The 20,129-nt window shown below is 74.3% G+C and carries 20 protein-coding genes and 1 pseudogene; 11 read left to right on the top strand and 10 right to left on the bottom strand.

The features are described 5' to 3' along the window. Positions 1-284 precede the first annotated feature (284 nt). Both groL and AB1207_RS13995 read left to right on the top strand, forming a co-directional pair. Positions 285-1,910, top strand: a complete 1,626-nt coding sequence (gene groL, locus AB1207_RS14000; protein WP_367638997.1) for a chaperonin GroEL — start codon at positions 285-287, stop codon at positions 1,908-1,910. A 182-nt stretch (positions 1,911-2,092) separates the two neighbouring features. Then, complete coding sequence (locus AB1207_RS13995) at positions 2,093-2,470, top strand: hypothetical protein (protein ID WP_367638996.1); 378 nt, start codon at positions 2,093-2,095, stop codon at positions 2,468-2,470. Positions 2,471-2,474: 4 nt separating this feature from the next. On the opposite strand, the gene AB1207_RS13990 is transcribed toward AB1207_RS13995, so the two are convergent. The 3 genes and pseudogenes from AB1207_RS13990 to cofC all read right to left on the bottom strand — a co-directional run bounded on the left by AB1207_RS13990 (position 2,475) and on the right by cofC (position 5,077). Beyond that, positions 2,475-3,068, bottom strand: coding sequence for a suppressor of fused domain protein (locus AB1207_RS13990; RefSeq protein ID WP_367638995.1), 594 nt, complete (start codon positions 3,066-3,068; stop codon positions 2,475-2,477). 5 nt (positions 3,069-3,073) lie between these two features. Continuing rightward, a pseudogene (cofG, locus tag AB1207_RS13985) lies at positions 3,074-4,375 on the bottom strand (7,8-didemethyl-8-hydroxy-5-deazariboflavin synthase CofG); the annotation flags it as partial. Positions 4,376-4,411: 36 nt separating this feature from the next. Continuing rightward, a complete protein-coding gene (cofC, locus tag AB1207_RS13980) occupies positions 4,412-5,077 on the bottom strand; it encodes a 2-phospho-L-lactate guanylyltransferase (protein ID WP_367638994.1) in 666 nt (221 codons plus the stop codon). A gap of 67 nt (positions 5,078-5,144) precedes the next feature. On the opposite strand from cofC, the gene AB1207_RS13975 reads away from it, so the two are divergent. Genes AB1207_RS13975 through AB1207_RS13955 form a run of 5 tightly spaced genes read left to right on the top strand, consistent with a single transcriptional unit; the run spans position 5,145 to position 9,946 of the window. Next, positions 5,145-5,597, top strand: coding sequence for a molybdenum cofactor biosynthesis protein MoaE (locus AB1207_RS13975; RefSeq protein WP_367638993.1), 453 nt, complete (start codon positions 5,145-5,147; stop codon positions 5,595-5,597). Between the two features lie 16 nt (positions 5,598-5,613). Continuing rightward, entirely contained in the window at positions 5,614-6,636 is a 1,023-nt protein-coding gene (locus AB1207_RS13970; protein ID WP_367638992.1) for an FO synthase, read from the top strand. A 14-nt stretch (positions 6,637-6,650) separates the two neighbouring features. Continuing rightward, positions 6,651-8,084, top strand: coding sequence for a flavin-containing monooxygenase (locus AB1207_RS13965; protein ID WP_367638991.1), 1,434 nt, complete (start codon positions 6,651-6,653; stop codon positions 8,082-8,084). Between the two features lie 22 nt (positions 8,085-8,106). After that, positions 8,107-9,267 (top strand): L-talarate/galactarate dehydratase, encoded by a 1,161-nt coding sequence (locus tag AB1207_RS13960; protein WP_367638990.1) that lies wholly within the window; start codon positions 8,107-8,109, stop codon positions 9,265-9,267. A 7-nt stretch (positions 9,268-9,274) separates the two neighbouring features. Next, positions 9,275-9,946 (top strand): FadR/GntR family transcriptional regulator, encoded by a 672-nt coding sequence (locus tag AB1207_RS13955; protein WP_367638989.1) that lies wholly within the window; start codon positions 9,275-9,277, stop codon positions 9,944-9,946. A 3-nt stretch (positions 9,947-9,949) separates the two neighbouring features. Here the strand turns inward: AB1207_RS13955 and AB1207_RS13950 are convergent, their stop codons facing one another. Together AB1207_RS13950 and moaA are read right to left on the bottom strand one after the other, a co-directional pair. Further along, positions 9,950-10,207 carry a MoaD/ThiS family protein gene (locus tag AB1207_RS13950; protein ID WP_367638988.1) on the bottom strand — a complete coding sequence of 86 codons (258 nt, stop codon included), beginning with the start codon at positions 10,205-10,207 and terminating at the stop codon, positions 9,950-9,952. 41 nt (positions 10,208-10,248) lie between these two features. Further along, the gene (gene moaA, locus AB1207_RS13945) at positions 10,249-11,367 is read right to left on the bottom strand and encodes a GTP 3',8-cyclase MoaA (protein ID WP_437178942.1); all 1,119 of its coding nucleotides are present in this window, start codon (positions 11,365-11,367) and stop codon (positions 10,249-10,251) included. A gap of 145 nt (positions 11,368-11,512) precedes the next feature. On the opposite strand from moaA, the gene AB1207_RS13940 reads away from it, so the two are divergent. Continuing rightward, the gene (locus tag AB1207_RS13940) at positions 11,513-11,662 is read left to right on the top strand and encodes a hypothetical protein (RefSeq protein WP_367638987.1); all 150 of its coding nucleotides are present in this window, start codon (positions 11,513-11,515) and stop codon (positions 11,660-11,662) included. An 89-nt stretch (positions 11,663-11,751) separates the two neighbouring features. Here AB1207_RS13940 and AB1207_RS13935 read toward each other — a convergent pair whose 3' ends face one another. Further along, positions 11,752-12,042, bottom strand: a complete 291-nt coding sequence (locus AB1207_RS13935) for a WXG100 family type VII secretion target (RefSeq protein WP_367638986.1) — start codon at positions 12,040-12,042, stop codon at positions 11,752-11,754. Positions 12,043-12,210: 168 nt separating this feature from the next. Between AB1207_RS13935 and AB1207_RS13930 the strand changes: the two genes are divergently transcribed. Further along, positions 12,211-12,783: a DUF4031 domain-containing protein gene (locus tag AB1207_RS13930; protein ID WP_367638985.1), complete on the top strand. Its 573-nt coding sequence runs from the start codon at positions 12,211-12,213 to the stop codon at positions 12,781-12,783. Between the two features lie 84 nt (positions 12,784-12,867). Here the strand turns inward: AB1207_RS13930 and AB1207_RS13925 are convergent, their stop codons facing one another. The 3 genes from AB1207_RS13925 to AB1207_RS13915 form a co-directional block, all read right to left on the bottom strand. Next, positions 12,868-14,358, bottom strand: a complete 1,491-nt coding sequence (locus tag AB1207_RS13925; protein ID WP_367638984.1) for a S1C family serine protease — start codon at positions 14,356-14,358, stop codon at positions 12,868-12,870. A gap of 95 nt (positions 14,359-14,453) precedes the next feature. After that, a complete protein-coding gene (locus AB1207_RS13920; protein ID WP_367638983.1) occupies positions 14,454-16,034 on the bottom strand; it encodes a sensor histidine kinase in 1,581 nt (526 codons plus the stop codon). Next, positions 16,031-16,750 (bottom strand): response regulator transcription factor, encoded by a 720-nt coding sequence (locus AB1207_RS13915; protein WP_367638982.1) that lies wholly within the window; start codon positions 16,748-16,750, stop codon positions 16,031-16,033. Before AB1207_RS13915 ends, AB1207_RS13920 begins: the two co-directional genes overlap by 4 nt. A 118-nt stretch (positions 16,751-16,868) precedes the next feature. Here AB1207_RS13915 and AB1207_RS13910 point away from each other — a divergent pair, with 118 nt between their 5' ends. Together AB1207_RS13910 and AB1207_RS13905 are read left to right on the top strand one after the other, a co-directional pair. Next, positions 16,869-17,663, top strand: coding sequence for a HipA family kinase (locus AB1207_RS13910; RefSeq protein ID WP_367638981.1), 795 nt, complete (start codon positions 16,869-16,871; stop codon positions 17,661-17,663). Continuing rightward, entirely contained in the window at positions 17,656-18,054 is a 399-nt protein-coding gene (locus tag AB1207_RS13905; protein WP_367638980.1) for a DUF3037 domain-containing protein, read from the top strand. The genes AB1207_RS13910 and AB1207_RS13905 overlap by 8 nt, the downstream gene beginning before the upstream one ends. Positions 18,055-18,066: 12 nt before the next feature. On the opposite strand, the gene AB1207_RS13900 is transcribed toward AB1207_RS13905, so the two are convergent. Further along, a complete protein-coding gene (locus AB1207_RS13900; protein WP_437178949.1) occupies positions 18,067-20,004 on the bottom strand; it encodes a PhoX family protein in 1,938 nt (645 codons plus the stop codon). Between the last annotated feature and the right edge of the window lie 125 nt (positions 20,005-20,129).

Here is a 20,129-nt window from a genome sequence, read left to right as displayed (position 1 = left end):
GCAGGACGTCAGGAGGGCCCGGGGTGGGTGACCACCCCGGGCCCTCGTCCGTCCGTCCGCCCTCGGCGGACGGGGGCGTGGGGTTTGCACTCGACGGGGGAGAGTGCCAACATTGGCGTTGGCACTCTCGAGTCGAGAGTGACAACTCGACCCGGGAGCGAAGCTCCCCGGCCGGTCCGGTGAGGCCTGCGGGCGCCGGGGGACGTGACCCCGGGGCTGCTGGCCGTCCGTCGCGGGCGCCGTTCCGACCACCCACCGCCCGTCTTCTGGGAGGAACACCAGGCATGAGCAAGATCATCGCCTTCGACGAAGAGGCTCGTCGCGGCCTCGAGCGCGGGATGAACCAGCTCGCCGACGCGGTCAAGGTGACGCTCGGCCCCAAGGGCCGCAACGTCGTCCTGGAGAAGAAGTGGGGCGCCCCCACGATCACCAACGACGGTGTCTCCATCGCCAAGGAGATCGAGCTCGAGGACCCCTACGAGAAGATCGGGGCCGAGCTCGTCAAGGAAGTCGCCAAGAAGACGGACGACGTCGCCGGCGACGGCACGACCACCGCCACCGTCCTCGCCCAGGCGCTCGTCCGCGAGGGTCTGCGCAACGTGGCCGCGGGTGCGAACCCGATGGGCCTCAAGCGCGGCATCGAGAAGGCCGTCGAGGCCGTGACCGAGCAGCTGCTCGCCGCGGCCAAGGAGGTCACCACCAAGGAGCAGATCGCGGCCACCGCCGGGATCTCCGCCGGTGACGCCTCCATCGGCGAGCTCATCGCCGAGGCGCTCGACAAGGTCGGCAAGGAAGGTGTCATCACCGTCGAGGAGAGCAACACCTTCGGCCTCGAGCTCGAGCTCACCGAGGGCATGCGCTTCGACAAGGGCTACATCTCGCCCTACTTCGTCACCGACGCGGAGCGTCAGGAGACCGAGCTCGAGGACCCCTACATCCTCATCCTCAACTCCAAGATCTCCACGGTGAAGGACCTGCTCCCGCTGCTGGAGAAGGTCATGCAGTCGGGCAAGCCGCTCGTCATCGTCGCCGAGGACGTCGAGGGCGAAGCCCTCGCGACCCTGGTCGTCAACAAGATCCGCGGCACCTTCAAGTCCGTCGCCGTCAAGGCCCCGGGCTTCGGCGACCGCCGCAAGGCCATGCTCGGCGACATCGCCATCCTCACCGGTGGCCAGGTCATCTCCGAGGAGGTCGGCCTCAAGCTCGACACCGCTGACCTCGACCTGCTGGGCCGCGCCCGCAAGGTCGTCGTCACCAAGGACGAGACCACGATCGTCGAGGGTGCCGGCGACGCCGACGCCATCGCCGGCCGCGTGGGCCAGATCCGCGCCGAGATCGACCGCTCCGACTCCGACTACGACCGCGAGAAGCTCCAGGAGCGCCTCGCGAAGCTGGCCGGCGGCGTGGCCGTCATCAAGGCCGGCGCGGCGACGGAGGTCGAGCTCAAGGAGCGCAAGCACCGCATCGAGGACGCCGTCCGCAACGCGAAGGCTGCCGTCGAGGAGGGCATCGTCGCCGGTGGTGGCGTGGCCCTCATCCAGGCCGGCGTGCTGGCCTTCGACAAGCTCGAGCTCGTCGGTGACGAGGCGACCGGCGCGAACATCGTCAAGGTCGCCATCCAGGCTCCGCTCAAGCAGATCGCGGTCAACGCCGGTCTCGAGGGTGGCGTCGTGGCCGAGAAGGTCAGCAACCTGCCGACCGGTCACGGCCTCAACGCCGCGAACGGCGAGTACGTCGACCTGCTCGAGGCCGGGATCAACGACCCGGTCAAGGTGACGCGCTCCGCGCTGCAGAACGCCGCCTCCATCGCGGCGCTCTTCCTCACGACCGAGGCCGTCATCGCCGACAAGCCGGAGAAGGCCGCTGCGGCCCCGGCCGGCGACGGTGGCATGGGCGGCATGGACTTCTGAGTCCCGCCTCTCCGTAGCACCAGCACCACCCGCGAGGGCGGTCTCCCGTTCGGGAGGCCGCCCTCGTGGCGTTCCCGGCCCCGCCCTTCCCGCGTGGAAAACACTCTTTCCGCCCTTCTCCATCGATGGAGAAGGGCGGAAAGAGTGTTTTCCACGCGGGAGGGGCGGCTAGCGTGCGGGGGATGGCGACCTACGACGACGTGGCGCGGGTGGCGGTCGGGCTGGCCGAGGTGACCGAGACCGACCGGCGCGGGACGCGCGTGTGGAACGTCGCGGGCAAGGCGTTCGCGTGGGAGCGGCCCTTCACCGGAGCCGACCGCAAGCGGTTCGCGGCCGCGGGGATCGAGCCGACCGCCGGGCCCGTCCTCGCCCTGGCCTGCGCGGACCTGCAGGAGAAGGGTGCCGTCCTCTCCCAGGGGACCCCGGGGTTGTTCGACATGGAGCACTTCCACGGCTACGCCGCCTACCTCGTCGCGCTCGACGACGTCGCGGACACCGACCTCGAGGTGGCCGTCCAGGACGCGTGGGCGGCGAAGGCTCCCGACCGCTTGCTGCGGTGAGGCGTCAGACGACGGCGTCGCGCGTGATGTCGTAGAACGGCACCTCGGCGGTCTCGAACCGTTCCTCCAGCGCATCCAGCCCGTGCTCCAGCAGGAACCGGCGTTCGCTCTCGTGGACGGGCACGGCCTGCAGCCAGTGCACGTCGACCCCGGGTTCGAGCCGGTACCGCGACAGCCGCGGGAAGTTCCCGGGAGCGGTGAACAGCAGGTGCTCGGTGCGGCCGCCGAGCAGGTCGGCGACGATCCCCGGGAACACCGTCGACGGTGACAGCGGCCACGGTTCACCCAGCGCGGCGAACGCCGAGGCCACGAGCAGCCCCGTCGCCAGCCGTTCCTCCACGTGCTCCAGCACGGTGACGAGTTCGACGCGCACGTCGGTGCCCGAGACGAGGTTCGGCGAGCGGTGCATCGACAGCGTGGACACGGAGGTGAACCCCGGCGCGGGCGCGTCGAGCGCCGTCAGCACGTCGAGGGACAGCGTCTCGTCGCGGTTGAGGAACTCGTCGATCTGCGGGCGGCCGTCGGGGACGAGCTGCTCGCCCACGAACCGCGCCATCCGCACCTCGGCGTCGGTGGGCGGCGGGACCTCGGCGCTCACGCGGCGCGTCCGACGGGAACCGCGGACTCGCGCGCCAGCCCCGTCGCGGGGTCGGCGAGGGCGGCCACGGCGGCGTGCAGTTCCGGCGCGATCCACGTGTCGCCGCCCGCCAGGGCGTCCAGGACGAACCGCGGGTGGGCGGTCAGCCGTTCGGCCAGCCGGAAACCCGCCGCGCGCGTCGTCGCGGCCAGGTCGTCGAGCTGCGGCCACGGGCGTTCGGGGTTGACGTGGTCGGGGGTGAGGGGGGAGACCCCGCCCCAGTCGTCGACCCCCGCGGCCAGGAGCTGTTCGCGCTGACCGGGTTCGGACAGGTTCGGCGGGGCCTGCAACGACACGTCCGCCCCCAGGAGCAGCCGCGCGACCGCGATCGTGGCGACGTACTCGGGGTGCTCCAGGTCGGCCTCACCGCGCATCGCGGTGTCGTCCTTCGCCCGGAAGTTCTGGACGATGACCTCCTGGATGCCGCCGGTCTCGCGGGCGACGTCGCGCAGGGCCAGGAGCGAGTCGACGCGCTCGGCGGACGTCTCCCCGATGCCCAGCAGCACCCCGCTGGTGAACGGGACGCGCGCCCGGCCGGCGTCGCGCAGCACCCGCATCCGCAGCTCGGGGTCCTTGTCGGGGGAGCCGTGGTGGACCTGACCGGGTTCCTCCCACAACCGCCGGGACGTCGTCTCGAGCATCATGCCCATCGACGGCGCGAGCGGGCGGGAGGCCGTGAGCGCCTCGAACGACATGACGCCGGGGTTCAGGTGGGGCAGCAGCCCGGTCTCGTCGAGCACCCGGCGGGCCAGGTGCTGCACGTACTCCAGCGTCGAGGAGAAACCCCGCTCGGACAGCCACGCGCGGGCCGCCGGCCAGCGGTCCTCGGGGGCGTCGCCGAGGGTGAAGAGGGCTTCCTTGCAGCCCATCGCGGCCCCCTCGCGGGCGATGGCGAGCACGTCCTCCTCGGACAGGAAGAGCACGGGCAACCGGCCCGGGACGGTCGCGAACGTGCAGTAGTGGCAGCGGTCCCGGCACAACCGCGTGATGGGCACGAACACCTTGCGCGAGTAGGTGATGGTCCCCGGACGTCCGGCGCGGCGCATGGCCTCGTCCCGGACGGGCCGCGCCAGCGCGCACAGCTGCTCGAGGTCGTCGCCGCGCGCGTGCAGCAGGACGCGGGCGGACTCGCGTTCCGCGCCCCCGTCGTCCCAGCCGTCGGGGCCGCTGCGCGCCGCGGCCGCCAGGGCGCGCGCCAGCTCGTCGGCCGAGGGGGCGGGTTCGGGTGGGGCGGCGTGCCGGGTCCGGGCGGGTGCGGGGTCGGGCAGGGGTGTGGCGCTCACGGGGTGTGGTGTCTCCAGCTCTCAGCAGCGGGGTGCGGCGCAGTCCGCCGGACGGTCGGTCGTGGGGAGGGCCGGCACGTCGTGCGCCAGGGCCGCGCGCGTGTGCGGGCCGACGCCGAGGGCCAGGGCCGTGCGCAGGTCCTCGACGGTGTCGACGTCCCGGCGCAGCGACGGCAGCGGGTCGCCCAGCGCGACCGCCCCGGCTTCGACGTGGCGGCGGGCCGAGTCCGGCCCGAAGTGGTGCGGGACGTCGCCGTCGGGGTCGGTGAGCAGGACGCTGCCCGACCCCGCCGCGTCGGCGACCAGCGCGGGACCGGGGACCGTCAGCGCCCGGGCGAGCGCCTGCTGCAGGTCCTGGGACCGCAGGGCGGGCAGGTCTCCGAGCAGCACGGCCGTCGGGCCGCGTTCGAGGCTGGCCAGCCCGGCGGCCACGGCCACGGTCAGCCCCGGCCGTCCGGGACTGACGGTGCTCACCCCCGCGGCACGGGCGGCCCGCAGCACGTCGGGGTCGTCGCTGACGCAGACGACCAGGCCCACCCCGGGGGTGTCGCGGCACACCGTCAGGCAGTCCAGCGCCATCGCCAGCGCCAGCTCCTGACGTTGCCGGCGCGGCAGCGCCAGCCGCGTCTTCGCCTCGTCGCCGCCCTTGACGGGGACGACGACCCGCCAGCCGCTCACGTGCGTCACCGGGCGATCCTCTCCCACGGGCCCTCCTTCCGGAACACCTGCCCCGGACGGGACCTACCCTGACGGCGTGCACGTACCCACCCGCCTCACCGCGCCCGCCCGCCGCGTCGTGCGGACCGCCGTGGGACCCGAGCCGCTCGACGTGGCCGAGCACGCCGCGCTCGTGGGGGACGCCGCGGCCGGGGCCGTCGTCACCTTCGCGGGCGTCGTGCGCGACCACGACCACGGCCGGTCGGTGCGCGAGCTGGAGTACGTGGGCCACCCCAGTGCCCCCGACGTCCTGCGCGACGTCGTCGCCGAGGTCGTCGCCGGCTGCGAGGTGGACGCCGTCGCCGTCGGGCACCGCGTCGGGCACCTGGCGGTCGGGGACGTCGCCTTCGCCGTCGCGGTCTCGGCCGCCCACCGCGGGGAGGCGTTCGCCGCGTGCGCGCGGCTCGTCGACGAGGTGAAGGACCGGCTGCCGGTCTGGAAGCACCAGCACTTCGCCGACGGCACCTCCGAGTGGGTCGCCTGCCCCTGAGGGTTAGCCTCGGTCGGTGCCAGACCCGCTCCTCCAGCAGGCCCTCGCCGCGGCGTCCTCCTCGCCCGGTGCCCTCACCGACGAGCAGGCGGTGGCCCTCCTGGGGGCCGACGGCGACGACCTCGAGGCGCTCGCGGCGCTCGCCGACGACCTGCGCCGCCGCCGCGTCGGGGACGCCGTGACGTTCGTCGTCAACCGCAACCTCGACGGCACCCGCGTCGGCGCCGACCCCGCCCACGTCCGCGAGCTCGTCGCCGAGGCGGTGCAGCTGGGGGCGACCGAGGTCTGCGTCCAGGGGCCGGTGCCCGCGCAGGCCGGGCCCGAGGGCTACCTGGACCTCGTGCGGGCCGTGACCGCCGGCGCCGGAACGCCGGGCGTGCACCTGCACGCCTTCCGCGTCCCGGAGGTCCTCGACGCCGCCGCCCGGCGCGGGTCCACGCCCCGGGATTTCCTGGTCGCGGCGCGCGAGGCCGGGCTCGGGTCGGTGCCCGGCACGGCGGCCAAGGTCCTCGACGACGCCGTCCGCGCCGAGCTCAACGGCGGGGTGCCCGACCTGCCGGTGGCCACCTGGGTCGAGGTGCTGCGCACGGCGCACGAGGTCGGGCTGACGTCGACGTCCACGCTCGTCCACGGTGGTCCGGAGACGCCCGCGCAGCAGGTCGCGCACCTGCGGCTGCTGGCCGACGTCGCCGCGAGCACGGGCGGTGTCACCGAGTTCATCGCCATGCCCTCGCCGCTGTCGCCGCCGTCGGCGCGGGCGACCCGCGCGCTGCACGCCGTCGCCCGGTTGCTGCTCGACGGCAGCGTCGACCACGTGCAGGCCGCCTGGCCCAAGCACCCGGTCGACCTCGTCGCCGACCTGCTGCGCGGGGGCGCCGACGACCTCGGCGGACTGCTCCTCGACGGGACGCTCGACCCGGCCGCGGGTCAGGAGGCCGGGACGACGTTGACGCGCGAGGCCGCCGCGGCGCTCGCGGAGCGGGTGGGCCGTCCCCTGCGGCAGCGCACGACCCGCTACGGCGACCTCGCGCCGGCGTGACGCACGCGGCTCCCGTGCTGGACGTGGCGGTCGTCGGTGCGGGGTTCGCCGGCCTGGGCACAGCGATCCAGCTGGCGCGCCGGGGCCGGGAGAGCTTCGTCGTCCTCGAACGCGCCGACGACGTGGGGGGCACCTGGCGCGACAACACCTACCCGGGTGTCGCGTGCGACGTCCCGTCGCACCTGTACTCGTTCTCCTTCGCCCCCGACCCCGGGTGGTCGCGCGTGTTCGCGCCCGGCGCCGAGGTGCAGCGGTACCTGCGCGCGTGCGCCCGCGAGGTGACCGACCACCTGCGGCTGGGGTGCGAGGTCCTCGACGCCGCCTGGGACGCGCGCGGCGAGCACTGGTCGCTGACGACGTCGACCGGGCCGGTGCGGGCGCGCGTCCTCGTCCTGGCCGCCGGCCGGCTCACCGAGCCTCGGATCCCCGACGTCCCCGGGCTGGGGGAGTTCGGTGGGCCCGTCGTCCACACCTCCCGGTGGGACCACGGGCTCGACCTCACCGGCCGCCGCGTCGGGGTGGTCGGGACGGGCGCCTCGGCCGTCCAGGTCGTGCCGGAACTCGCGGGCCGGGCCGCCCACGTCGACGTGTTCCAGCGCAGCGCCGCGTGGATCGTCCCGCGCGGGGACCGCCCGTTCAGTCCCGCCGAACGGGCGGGTTTCGCCCGCGACCCGGAGACGGCCCGGCGGCTGCGGGAGGACGTCTTCACCGACATGGAACGGGGGCTGGCCGCCCGCCGCCTCGACCCCGGTGCGCTGGAGGCCTTGCGCCGCAGCGCGACGGAGCACCTGCAGGCGCAGGTGACCGATCCCGGGTTGCGGGCCGCGCTGACCCCGGACTACGAGATCGGCTGCAAGCGCGTCCTGCTCTCGGACGAGTTCTACCCCGCGCTGGGGCGCCCCGACGTGCGGCTCGTGCCGTCGGCCGTGCGCTCGGTCGCGCCCGGGTCGGTCACGACGGCGGACGGGCGGCGGCACGCGCTCGACGTGCTCGTGCTCGCGACGGGTTTCCACTCCACCGTGCAGCCCTACGCGGCCCGGGTCACGGGCCGGGACGGGCGCACGCTCGCCCAGGCGTGGGAGGGCGGGATGGTCTCGCACGCCTCGACGGTCGTGCACGGGTTCCCGAACCTGTTCGTCCTCGACGGCCCGAACGCGAGCCTGGGGCACAACTCCGCCGTCCACGTCATCGAGAGCCAGGTCGGGTACCTGCTCGGGGCGCTGGACCACCTCGCGGCGACGGCGCGTCCCCTGGAGGTGAGCCTGCCGGCGCAGCGCCGCTACACCGAGGAGGTCGACGCGATGGCGGCGGACTCGGTGTGGCTGCGGGGTGGCTGCTCGAGCTGGTACGTCGACGCGCGCAGCGGTCGGCTCACGCTGCTGTGGCCGGACACGGCGAGCGAGTTCCGGCGGCGCAACGGCACGTTCCACCCCGCGCCCTTCTCGTAGGACAAGTGGGACTACTTGTAGGATGAGTGGGTCCATCCGCCCCACCCCGGAGGTCACGGTGCCCGACCGCATCCGGCACGTCGAACTGTCCACGCTGAGACTGCCGCTCGCGCAGCCGATCAGCGACGCCAAGGTCCTCACCGGCCGGCAACGGCCCATGACCGAGGTCGTCGTCCTCGTCGCCGCGGTCCGCACGGAGGACGGCCACGAGGGGACGGGGTTCAGCTACTCCAAGCGCGCGGGCGGTCCGGCCCAGTACGCGCACGCCAAGGAGGTCGCGGCCGACCTGCTGGGGGAGGACCCCAGCGACATCGCCAAGGTCGCGACGAAGCTGCTCTGGGCCGGGGCGTCGGTCGGGCGCAGCGGCGTGGCCACGCAGGCCATCGCGGCGCTCGACATCGCCCTGCACGACCTCAAGGCCCGGCGCGCCGGGCTGCCCCTGTCCAAGCTGCTCGGCTCCCACCGCGACTCCGTGCGCACCTACAACACCTCCGGCGGGTTCCTGCACACCCCGCTGCCGGAGGTGCTCGAGCGCGCCGACGCCTCGCTGGCCGCCGGCATCGGCGGCATCAAGATCAAGGTGGGCCAGCCGGACACCCGGGAGGACCTGCGCCGGGTCGCCGCCGTCCGCGAGCACCTCGGACCCGACGTCCCGCTCATGGTCGACGCCAACCAGCAGTGGGACCGGCGGACCGCGCTGCGCATGGGCCGGGCCCTGGAGGAGTTCGACCTCGTCTGGATCGAGGAACCCCTCGACGCCTACGACGCCGTCGGGCACGCCGACCTCGCCCGCGCTCTGGACACCCCCGTCGCGACGGGGGAGATGCTCGCCAGCGTGGCCGAGCACCTGCAGCTCGTCGAGCACCGCTCGGCCGACGTCCTGCAGCCCGACGCGCCCCGCATCGGCGGCATCACCCCGTTCCTGCGGCTGGCTGCTCTGGCCGACCAGGCCGGGCTCGACCTCGCCCCCCACTTCGCCATGGAGATCCACCTGCACCTCGCGGCGACCTATCCGCGCGAACCGTGGGTGGAGCACTTCGAGTGGCTGGACCCGTTGTTCGAGGAGCGGCTGGAGACGGTCGCCGGGCGCATGGTCGTGCCGGACCGCCCCGGTCTCGGGTTCACCTTCTCCGAGCAGGCGCGGGCGTGGACCACCGAGCGCGTGGAGTTCGGGACGCGGTGAGCCGCCCGTGACCACGCGCACGCAGGCCCTCGTCGACGCGCTGCGCGCCCGGATCGTCGACGGCGACCTCGCCCCGGGGCGGCCGGTGCCCTCCGAGAGCGAGCTCGTCGCGGAGTTCGGGGTGTCGCGCACGGTGGTGCGCGAGGCGATGTCGCGGCTGCAGGCCGCGGGCCTGGTGGAGACCCTGCGCGGGCGCGGGTCGTTCGTGCTGGCCCGGCCGAGCACGGAGTCCTTCGGCGTCGACGTCGGCGGGCTGCGCTCGGTGGCCGAACGCGTCGAGCTCCTGGAGTTCCGCACGGCCGTGGAGACCGAGGCCGCGGCGCTGGCGGCGCTGCGGCGCGACGACGACCAGCTCGCCGCGGTGCGCCGGTCCGCGGACGCCTTCGCCCGGGCCGTCGCCGACCGGCCGGCGGACGCCGTCGCGGCGGACTTCGCCTTCCACCTCGCCGTGGCGACGGCGTCGGGGAACCGCTACCTGCGCGAGCTGCTCGGCACGCTGGGGGAGCCGATGATCGCCATGCCCTCGGCCCGGTTGCGCGCCGGCGCGCCCCGGGCGGAGGAGGTCGTCGCGGAGCACGCGGCCGTCGTGCTCGCGGTCCAGCGGGGCGACGCCGAGACCGCCCGGGCCGCCATGCGCGTGCACCTGGTCTCCTCGACCGCGCGGCTCGCCGGTCGCTGAGGCTCAGCCGCCGGCGAACGGGGGCAGGACGTCGAGGGTGGTGCCGGGCGCGAGGGCGTCCTCGGCGCGGGCGGCCACCCCGTCGACGAGGAAGCTGCTCGCGGCCAGCACGCGGGCCAGGGCGGGACCGCGAGCGCCCAGGACCCGGACGAGGTCGCCGAGCGTGCCGCCGTCGGGGAGGGGGACCCGCTCCTCCTCCCGGCCCGCGGCGGCCGCGGCTCCCGCGAACCAGCGCACGTCCAGCGTCTCCGTCTCGTTCACCTGCTGTTCACCTTCCTGCCGGGTCTGCGGGGCGGTCACGCTCAGCCGCCGATCGCGCTCATCGGCCGGGTGGGGTGCAGGAAGCCCGGGTCGTCGATGTCGTGGCCGGGCAGCTTGCCCCACATCGCGGTGCGCCACAGGTTCCCGATGGCCGCGTCGTCGGCGCCGGAGCGCAGGGCGTCGCGCAGGTCGGTCTCCGTCGTGGAGAACAGGCACGTGCGCACCTGGCCGTCGGCCGTCAGACGCGTGCGGTCGCAGTCCCCGCAGAAGGGCCGCGTGACCGAGGCGATGACCCCGACGTCGCCGAGGCGCGTCCCGTCGGCGTCCACGACGTCCCACGTCTCGGCCGGCGCGGCGCCGCGGGCTGTGCCCGGACGCGGCACGAGGCGGAACTCCCGTTGCAGCGCAGCGAGGATCTCGTCGGCGGTGACCATCTGCGACCGCTGCCACGACCCGTGCGGGTCCAGCGGCATCTGCTCGATGAAGCGCAGCCGGTACCCGGCGGCGAGCGCCCACCGGAGCAGGTCCGCGGCCTCGTCGTCGTTCGTGCCGCGCAGCAGGACGGCGTTCACCTTGACGGGGGCCAGCCCCGCGCTGGCGGCCGCCTCGAGGCCTGCGAGCACGTCCCGGTGCCGGTCCCGGCGCGTGATGGCGGCGAAGCGGTCGGCGTGCAGGGTGTCGAGCGAGACGTTGACGCGCGTCAGCCCGGCGGCGGCCAGCGCCGCGGCCCGGCGGGCGAGCCCGATGCCGTTGGTGGTCAGCGACGTGCGGACCGGACCGCCGTCGGCGGTCCGCATCCGGGTCGTCGCCGCCACGATGTCCTCGAGTCCCTTGCGCAGCAACGGTTCACCACCGGTGAACCGGACCTCGTGGACGCCGAGGTCGCGCACGGCCAGCCGGACCAGCCGGACGACCTCATCGTCGGTGAGGACGGCCGGGCCCTCGAGCCAGGGCAGGCCCTCGGGGGGCATGCAGTAGTGGCAGCGCAGGTTGCAGCGGTCGGTCAGGGAGACCCGCAGGTCGCGCGCGGTGCGGCCGTGGCGGTCGAGGAGGTCCGGGGTTGCCGGCCGGTCGGTCGGCAGGCCCCCCGCACCGTCGACGGCACCGTCCGCGGCGGTGGGCCGCCGAAGCCGGGGGACACCGAGGTCGACCGTCGTCACGGGTTCAGGGTAGGTCGATCGTGGGCGCGGTTCCGCATCGCGGCGGACCGTGTGCCGTTGGTCACATCGTGTGAAGCGCGTCAGGAGTTGCTCCGAAGTGGTTCACATCCGCTAAGGTGAACTGCAGATGAACAGGAGGTGGCACATGATCGACATCAAGACGAAGGCCGCGGACCAGGCGACGGCGAAGCCCGCCGTGCACTGGGTCATGGTCCGCGACGCGTCGGGCCGCCCGCACCTGGAGATGCGCTGGAGCATCCCCGGGTCGCACGCCCCGCTCTCGCGAGCCGCCTGAGCTTGGACGGCCGGGCCCTGAGCCTGGCTCCGACGTGGGCCCCGCGCCACCCGGCGCGGGGCCCACGTCCGTCCGGGGACGGCGACCCCTCAGGAGGCGAACATCCGGGCGTTGGCCGATTCCACGTCCGCGTACTGACGACCGGCCTGCGCCAGGGCCCGCTGGATGTCCTCCAGCGAGGTGCGCACGCGGTCCTGGGTGACGCGCCACTGCGCCGACAGGGCCTGGAACCCGCTGGCCGCCTGACCCTTCCAGCACGACTCCAGGTCGAGCAGGTGCCGCATCATGCCGTCGACCTCGGCGGCCAGGTTGGTCGCGGACGCGGCCACCGCGGTGCTCGCCTGCTCCACGCGGGCGCTGTCGACCTCGAACCGGGACATGATGGACTCCTCCCTCGCCCCGCGGACCCCCGCGGTGCGTGCTCCTGGACCGGGCTCCCCGGTTCCCGACGAACGTAGGGCGGTGGCACCGACGGACCCCGCGACCGTCCACAGGGACCGGGTCCCGGTCGGCGCTCAGGGGCCTGTGGAGCCCGGGACGACCTGCGCGTGAGCGTCCTGGTCGACGCAGCGCGCATCCCCGCGCACGGCACGTGGTGGTCGCACCTGGCCAGCGACACCTCGCCGGAGGAGCTGCACGCCTTCGCCCGCCGGCTCGGCGTCCCGCGCCGCGCCTTCGAGGGCGACCACTACGACGTCCCCGCCGACCGCGTCCCCGAGGCGGTCGCCCTCGGCGCCGAACTCGTCACCACCCGCGAACTGCTGGCGCGGGTGCGTGCCGCCGGTCTGCGCACCCCCAAGCGCCGGGGGGAGAAGGTCGTGCACTCCGGCGTCGTCGCGGGCGAGCGCGTCGACGTCGTCCGCTCCCGGCGCGTCCCCGCACCCCACGGCACTCACCGCGTCGCGCGGACCGTACGGGGTCGGCTGGTCCTGGACGACGGCGACCTGCCCGTGCTGGACCTCCTCACCGCGCCCTTGGCCGCGTCCGTGGTCGGCTTCCGCCGCCGGTGGTCCCGGTCGGACGCGGGCGTGCGGCTCGAGCACGACGGGCTCGTCGTCCTCGACGTGCCGGACGGTCCACTGCCGACCGCGTGGTGGGCCCCCCTGCTGCGGCCGGACTGATCGCCGTCCGCCCGGACGCGAGGACCCCCGCCCCTGGCTGGAGGGACGGGGGTCTCGGCGGGAGGACCCGGTGGGGGGACCGGGTCAGTTCTCCGCGCGCGCCGTGAGCGTCGCCGTGAGCGTCTGCTCGGCGCCGTCCCGGACGACGGTGAGCTTCACCTGGCTGTCCACGGCCTTGCCGCGGATCGCTGCGGTGAGCGAGTCGGCGCCGTCGACGGTCACACCGTCGACGGCGGTGATGATGTCGCCGGCCTTCAGTCCGGCCTGCGCGGCGGGCGACCCGCTCGAGACGTCGGCGACCTGGGCGCCCTGGCGGGACACGTCCCCGACGGTGGCCGTCGCGGCCTGCTCGGACATGCTCACGCCGAGCCAGGCGTGCTGGGCCGAACCGGTCTTGATGAGCTGGTCGGCGATCATCTTCACCTCGTTGGACGGGATCGCGAACCCGAGGCCGATGCTGCCCGACTGGGAGGAGGACGAGGACGAGCTCAGCGAGGCGATCGAGGAGTTGATCCCGATGACCTTGCCCGAGGAGTCCAGCAGCGCGCCTCCGGAGTTGCCGGGGTTGATGGCCGCGTCGGTCTGGATGGCGTTGGTCGCGGCGGTCTCCGCGGTCGTCTGCTGCTGCTGCTGACCGCCGCCGAACTGGCCGAACGGGTCCTGCGACTGCGACTGCTCCTCGGTCTGGGTGATGACCGGCCGGTTGATGGCCGACACGATGCCCGTCGTGGCGCTGCCGGACAGGCCGAGCGGGTTCCCCAGGGCCATGACGGCCTGGCCGGCGACCACGTCGTCGGAGTCCGCGAACGTCGCGGCCTTGAGGTCGCTCGGCGGGTTCGTGAGCTGGATGACGGCGAGGTCGGTTGCGGGGTCGGTGCCCTTGATGGTCGCCTGGTACTCCCGGCCGTCGTTCAACGTCACCGTGATCTTCGCGCCCTGGCCGAGGCCGGAGACGACGTGGTTGTTGGTGACGACGAAGCCCTGGGCGTCGTAGACGATGCCGGACCCCTCCGCCTCGCCGGTCTGCCCGGTGACGGTGACCGAGACGACGCTCGGCCCGACCGCGCTGGCGACGGCCTGCCAGTTCACCGTCGTCTCGCTGACGCCCTGGATCGGGGCGCCCGAGGAGCTGCTGGAGGAGGTCGTCCCGCCGCCGGACCCGCCCGAGGAGTCCTGGCCGAAGGCGCCGACGGCACCCACGGTCACGACGCTGGCCACGAGGGCGCTGGCGATCGCGACACCGGCGACCCCGAGCCAGCCGGGGGAGCGGCGCGGTCCGCGCCGGCCACCGCCCCCGCCGCCGCCGTGGTCGTCACCGCCACCGCCGGGAGGGGTGGGGCCACCGGGCGTGGCCCACGGGTCCTGCTGGCCGTAGCCGCCGTAGGAGCGGTCGGTCTGCTGCCCGTAGGGACCCTTGTTCCAGTCCCACGGCTGCTGCGGCTGGGTGGCGCCGGTGTCGTCGGGGCGGCCGTAGCCGCCGAACCCCTGGCCGTCGCCGCCGCGGGCCTGGGTGGACAGGGCCCCGGACGTGGGGTGTCCGGTGCCGTCGGTGGTGGGGCGCTGGGGGCCGTTCATCCTCTGCTCACCTCTGCGGGTCGCGTCTCGAGTGGTTCGTCTACTCCTCGAGGTTCGGACACTCCGCTGCAGGTGGACCCGGAGGTGGCTGGAACCTAGCTGTGAATCGGGTCGGCGGGGCCGTCGTCGTCGTCCTCGTCGTCGACCGGGGCCGGCCCCCCGACCTCGGGGGCCGCGCGGAAGCGCAGCCGGAAGGTCGCGCCGCCGCCCTCGGTGGGCAGCACGGTGACGGTCCCGCCGTGCAGGTCGACGATCGTCGCGACGATGGCCAGGCCCAACCCGGAGCCCCCACCCGTGCCGCGGCGGCGTGAGGAGTCGACGCGGTAGAACCGCTCGAACACCTTGTCCGCCTGGTCGGGGGTGAGCCCGGGACCGTGGTCGCGCACCTCGACGACGCACTCGGGCCCCGACGGGCCCGCGGCCCGGCCGACCGCGACCTCCACGGCCGTCCCGGCGGGGGTGTGGTGGACCGCGTTGGCCAGCAGGTTGGTCAGCACCTGGCGCATGCCCGCCTCGTCGGCGACGACCACGGCCGACCCCGGCCCCTCGTCCGGCCGCAGACCCGTGAGCCGGACGGTGCGGTCGGGGGCGAGCGCCCGGGCGTCGTGGACGGCGTCGGAGGCCACCACGACCAGGTCCACCGGTTCCCGGCGCGCCGTGCGGGCCCGCTGGGCCTCGTCGAGGCGAGCCAGGGCCAGCAGGTCCTCCACGAGCCGGCCGAGCCGGGTGGACTCGCCCTCGATGCGGCCCATGACGTGCGCCACGTCGTCGGGCTCGCGGACCGCGCCCTGGCGGTACAGCTCGGCGAACCCGCGGATGGCCGCCAGCGGGGTCCGCAGCTCGTGGCTGGCGTCGGCGACGAACCGGCGCATCTGCTCCTCGGAGCGCTCCTGCGCGCGGAAGGACGTCTCGATCTGGGACAGCATCGTGTTCAGGGCCGTCGAGAGCCGCCCGATCTCCGTGCTCGCCGGGGCGTCCGGCACCCGCTGCGACAGGTCGCCGCCCGCGATGGCCGACGCCGTGCGCTCGATGTCGTCCAGCGGGCGGAAGCTGCGCCGGATCGCCAGGACCGCGAAGAAGGCGCCCAGCACGAGCACGCCGGCGGACACGGCGAAGGCGATCGTGCGGAAGTCCGACACCGTGCGGGTGGTCCCCGTCAGGGGCAGCGCGACGGCGATGTTCACCCCGCGGTCGGTCCCCTCGACGCGGGCCGGGAAGACCAGCACCCGCCAGGGGTCACCGTCGTCGGAGTCGGCCACGGTGAAGGGGTGCCCCTCGTGCGCCGTCACGTACGCCGACGTCAGCGTCGGCAGCGCGGGCGCCTTCGGGCACTCCTGGGCGTCCTGCGACCGCGCGCACACCGGGTAGGGGTCGGAGCCGTCGAGGCCGGTGTAGACGACGTAGTAGTCCGAGAGCAGGAGGTTGCGCTCGGCCTCCTGGTTGAAGGTGGCGAAGGCCTGCTGCGCGGTCGCCTTCCCCCGCACCAGCAGCTCGGTGTCGACCTGGTTGCGCAGGTTCTGCTGCAGCAGCGTCAGGGACACCAGGCTCGTCAGGGTCATCGCCATGAACAGCAGCACGACGACGATGACGAGCAGCCGCGCCTGGAGCGGCAGCCGGTCCTCGGCGGCCGCGATCCGCGTCCGGACGGCCCGCAGGCGCGTCCCGGCGCGGGTCATCCCACCGACTGCGGGACCCGGAGCACGTAGCCCACGCCCCGCTTGGTGTGGATCAGCGGTTCAAGGCCCTCGGTGTCGAGCTTGCGGCGCAGGTAGGAGATGTAGGACTCCACGATCCCGGCCTCGCCGTTGAAGTCGTAGTCCCACACGTGGTCGAGGATCTGCGCCTTCGACAGCACCCGGTTCGGGTTGAGCATGAGGTAGCGCAGCAGCTTGAACTCGGTGGGGGACAGCTCCACCTCCCGGCCGCCGCGGCGGACCTCGTGGGAGTCCTCCTCCAGCTCCAGGTCGTGGAAGACGAGCCGGCCCGTGTCCGGGCCGGCCGCCGCCCCGGTGCGCCGCAGCACCGCGCGGATGCGGGCCACGACCTCCTCGAGGCTGAACGGCTTGGTGACGTAGTCGTCGCCGCCCACCGTGAGCCCGGCGACCTTGTCGGCGGTGTCGTCGCGGGCGGTGAGGAACAGCACCGGCATGGCCCGGCCGCGCTCGCGCAGCTTGCGCGTCACCGTGAAACCGTCGAGGTCCGGCAGCATGACGTCCAGCACGACGAGGTCCGGGCGGAAGTCCTCCGCCAGCTTCAGGGCCTCGGCGCCGTCGGCGGCCGAGGCGACCTCGAACCCGGCGAAGCGCAGGCTCGTGGCCAGCAGTTCGCGGATGCTCGGTTCGTCGTCGACGACCAGGAGACGGGCTTCCGGCGCAGCACCAGCGGATCTCACCCGCCCAGTGTGCGCGCGCAGGCTGGGAGAGTCCTGGGGGCCGGCCCGGAGCCGTGGGGGGGAACTGCGAAGATCCGCTGGTCCCGCCGTCGGTGCCCCCGGCTGGCAGGATGCCTGCGTGCTCCGCCCTGCTCTGCGCCGTGTCACCGCCACCCGCTACGTCACCCCGCTGCGCGAGGGCGGGAGCATGCCGGGCCTGTGCGAGGCCGACGACGACGGCACCTACGTCGTGAAGTTCCACGGCGCCGGACAGGGGCGGCGCGTGCTCGTCGCCGAGGTCCTGGCCGCGGCGCTCGCGGGCGCCCTCGGTCTCGACGTCCCCGAGCTCGTCGTGGCCGACGTCGACCCCGTCATCGGGCGCGGGGAACCGGACGAGGAGGTGCAGGACCTGCTGCTGCGGTCCCCGGGGGCCAACCTCGGGATGGACTTCCTGCCCGGCGCGCTGTCCTTCGACCCGGCCGTGGACCCGGTCGAGGCGGACTGGGCCGCGAGGGTGCTGTGGTTCGACGCCTTCGTCCTCAACGTCGACCGCTCCTGGCGCAACCCCAACGCGCTGTGGTGGGGCGGTCGGCCGTGGCTCATCGACCACGGCGCGGCCCTGTACTTCCACCACGACTGGGCGCGGGCCGCCGCCAGCGTCGACCGGCCGCTGCGGCACGTCGAGGACCACCTGCTGCTGCGCTCGGCGGCGCCCCTCGGCGCGGTGGACGCCGCGTGCGCCGGCGCCCTCACCCCGGACGTGCTCGCCGCGGCCGTCGACGCCGTGCCACCGGAGTGGGTGGACGACGAACCGGGGTTCGACGACGGGGCCGCCGTGCGCCGGGCCTACCTCGACTGGTTCACCGGCCGGCTCGCCGCGACCGGCTGGCGCGCCGACCTCGACCGCGCGCAGGCGGAGGTGTCCTGTGGCTGAGGCGACGTTGGACGTGTTCGAGTACGCCGTCGTCCGCGTGGTGCCGCGCGTGGACCGGGGGGAGTTCCTCAACGCCGGCGTGGTGCTGTGGTGCCGCGCCCGCGAGCACCTCGTGGCGGGGACCCACCTCGACGAGGAGCGGCTGCGCGCCCTGCCCGGTGGGGTCGACCTGGCGGCGGTGCGGCGCCACCTCGTGGCGCTGGAGGGGGTGTGCGCCGGTGACCCCCGCGCCGGGGCGGCGACGACGGAGGCCAAGGGGGCCCGGTTCCGCTGGCTCACGGCGCCCCGGTCCACGGTGCTGCAGACCTCGCCCGTGCACTGCGGGCTGACGGCCGACCCGGCCGCCGAGCTGGACCGGCTGCTGACGCGGCTGGTCCGGTCCGGCGGCTGAGGCCGGCTCCGTTCAGTCCTTGCGGACCTGGACGACCGAGGGACGCGGCTGGCCCGTCCCGTCGTAGGGGAAGGTCGACGCCGGCTCGTCGATCGTCGCGCCGTCCACCTCGCCCGGGTGCTGCACGGCGACGAACACCGTCCGGCCGTCGTCGGCGATGACGGGCCCGCAGGTCTCCGCGCCCGTGGGCACCGAGAGGAACTGCCGCACCCGGCCGCGGTCGGGGCCGTCGACGACGACCTCGAACAGGCCGTCGTTGGACCCCAGCGTGTTGCCGTCGGTCGAGATCCACAGGTTGCCGGTGGTGTCGAACGCCACGTTGTCCGGGCAGGAGATCGGCGAGACCAGCGCGGGGTCGAAACCCCCGAAGTACGTGCTCTGGTCCTCCGGGTCCCCGCAGACGAGCACGAGGTTCCAGGCGAACTCGGTGGCGGCCGCGTCGTCGCGCGCCTCGACGATCTCGACCACGTGACCGTCCTTGTTCAAGGGGCGCGGGTTGGCCTCGTCGACGCCGGTCTTCCCGAGCGTGCCGCGCTGGGTGTTGTTCGTGCACGCCACGTAGACGCGGCCGTTGACGGGGTTGCGCTCGACGTCCTCGGGGCGGTCCATCTTCGTGGCGCCCACCACGTCGGCGGCGGCGCGGGTGTTCACGAGGACCTCCTCGACCGACATGCCCGGCACGACCGAGCGGCCGTTCCGCGTCAGGGCGACCCAGCGGCCGCGGCCGTCGTAGCGCTCGTCGTCGATCCCGTCGCCCTCGAACACCGCGACGAACAGGTCGCCGTCCTCGAGCAGGCGCAGGTTGTGCTCGCGGTCGCCCTCCCGGTAGGTCTCCTTCGAGACGAACTTGTAGAGGTACTCGAACCGCTCGTCGTCGCCCATGTAGGCGACCGCGCGGCCGTCCGCGGCCAGCGAGACCGTGGCGCCCTCGTGCTTCATGCGGCCCATCGCGGTGTGCTTGCGCGGGGTCGACGTCGGGTCCGACGGGTCCACCTCGACGATCCAGCCGAAGCGGTGCGCCTCGTTCGGTTCGGTCCCGGCGCCGAAGCGCGGGTCGACGCGCTCCCAGCCGCGGCCGCTGCTGCCGTAGACGCTGTAGCGGTCGCTCTGCCCGCCCTCGGTCTCGGGGGAGGAGAAGTACCCGTTGAAGTTCTCCTCGCCCGACAGCACGGTGCCCCACGGCGTCGTCCCGCCGGCGCAGTTCCCGAACGTGCCGACCGGGGTCCGTCCCTGCGGGTCGGCGCTGGTGCGCAACGCCTTCGCGCCCGCGGCCGGGCCGGTGAACGCCATGGGCGTCCAGGGGGTGATGCGGCGGTTGAACACCGACTCGCGCAGGTGGCCCCAGGGCTGGTCCGCGCCGGCGCGGCGCAGCTCCACGACGGACATGCCGTGCGCGGCGATGGAGATGCGCAACTGCTCCTCGGTGGCGGAGTCGGAGTCGACCCAGTCGCGGAACATGAGTTCCTCGTTGGTGTACTCGTTGTTGCACACCAGCAGGGCGCGGTTCGGGTCCTGCAGCGGGACGATCGTCGTGTAGTCGTTGTTGTAGCCGAACTGCCCCAGCTGGGCCGCCTCGCTCTGGTTCTCGTGGTCGAACTCGGGCGCGCCGGGCAGGATCGGGTCGCCCCAGGAGATGAGCGGCGCCCACGTCCAGCCCGCCGGGACGGCGAAGGAGTCGACCTCGGCCGGCACCGGCGCGATGACCTCGAACTCGACCGCGTGGCCGGGGTCGAAGGGGTCCGCCAGGAGGTTCACGTCCCCGCCGCCCGGGGAGGCGGCCGCGGGACGGGCCCCGGCCACGGCGGCGCCGGCGACCCCCAGGCCCACCAGCCCGGCCAGGACGCCGCGCCGGGAGACCGCGGACCGCACGACGTCGCCGAAGTAGGCGTTCGCGGAACGGTTCTGCACGGGCGTGGCGCAGGACGTGGCGCAGCGGTAGTGGCAGGTCATGGGGCTCCTGCGCCCGGCGGGGGCGTACGGCAGGAGCGTCAGGGTGGGCTGGCAGGCGTCCGTGGTCACGGGGGTCCTCTCGGGGCGTTCCGGGGGGCTTCCGGGTGGCGTGGCGGGGCGTGGTG

The organism is Kineococcus endophyticus, from assembly GCF_040796495.1.
GTDB lineage: Bacteria > Actinomycetota > Actinomycetes > Actinomycetales > Kineococcaceae > Kineococcus > Kineococcus endophyticus.
Note: the sequence above shows the minus strand (reverse complement) of the source record. Positions and strands in the feature narration are given on the sequence as shown.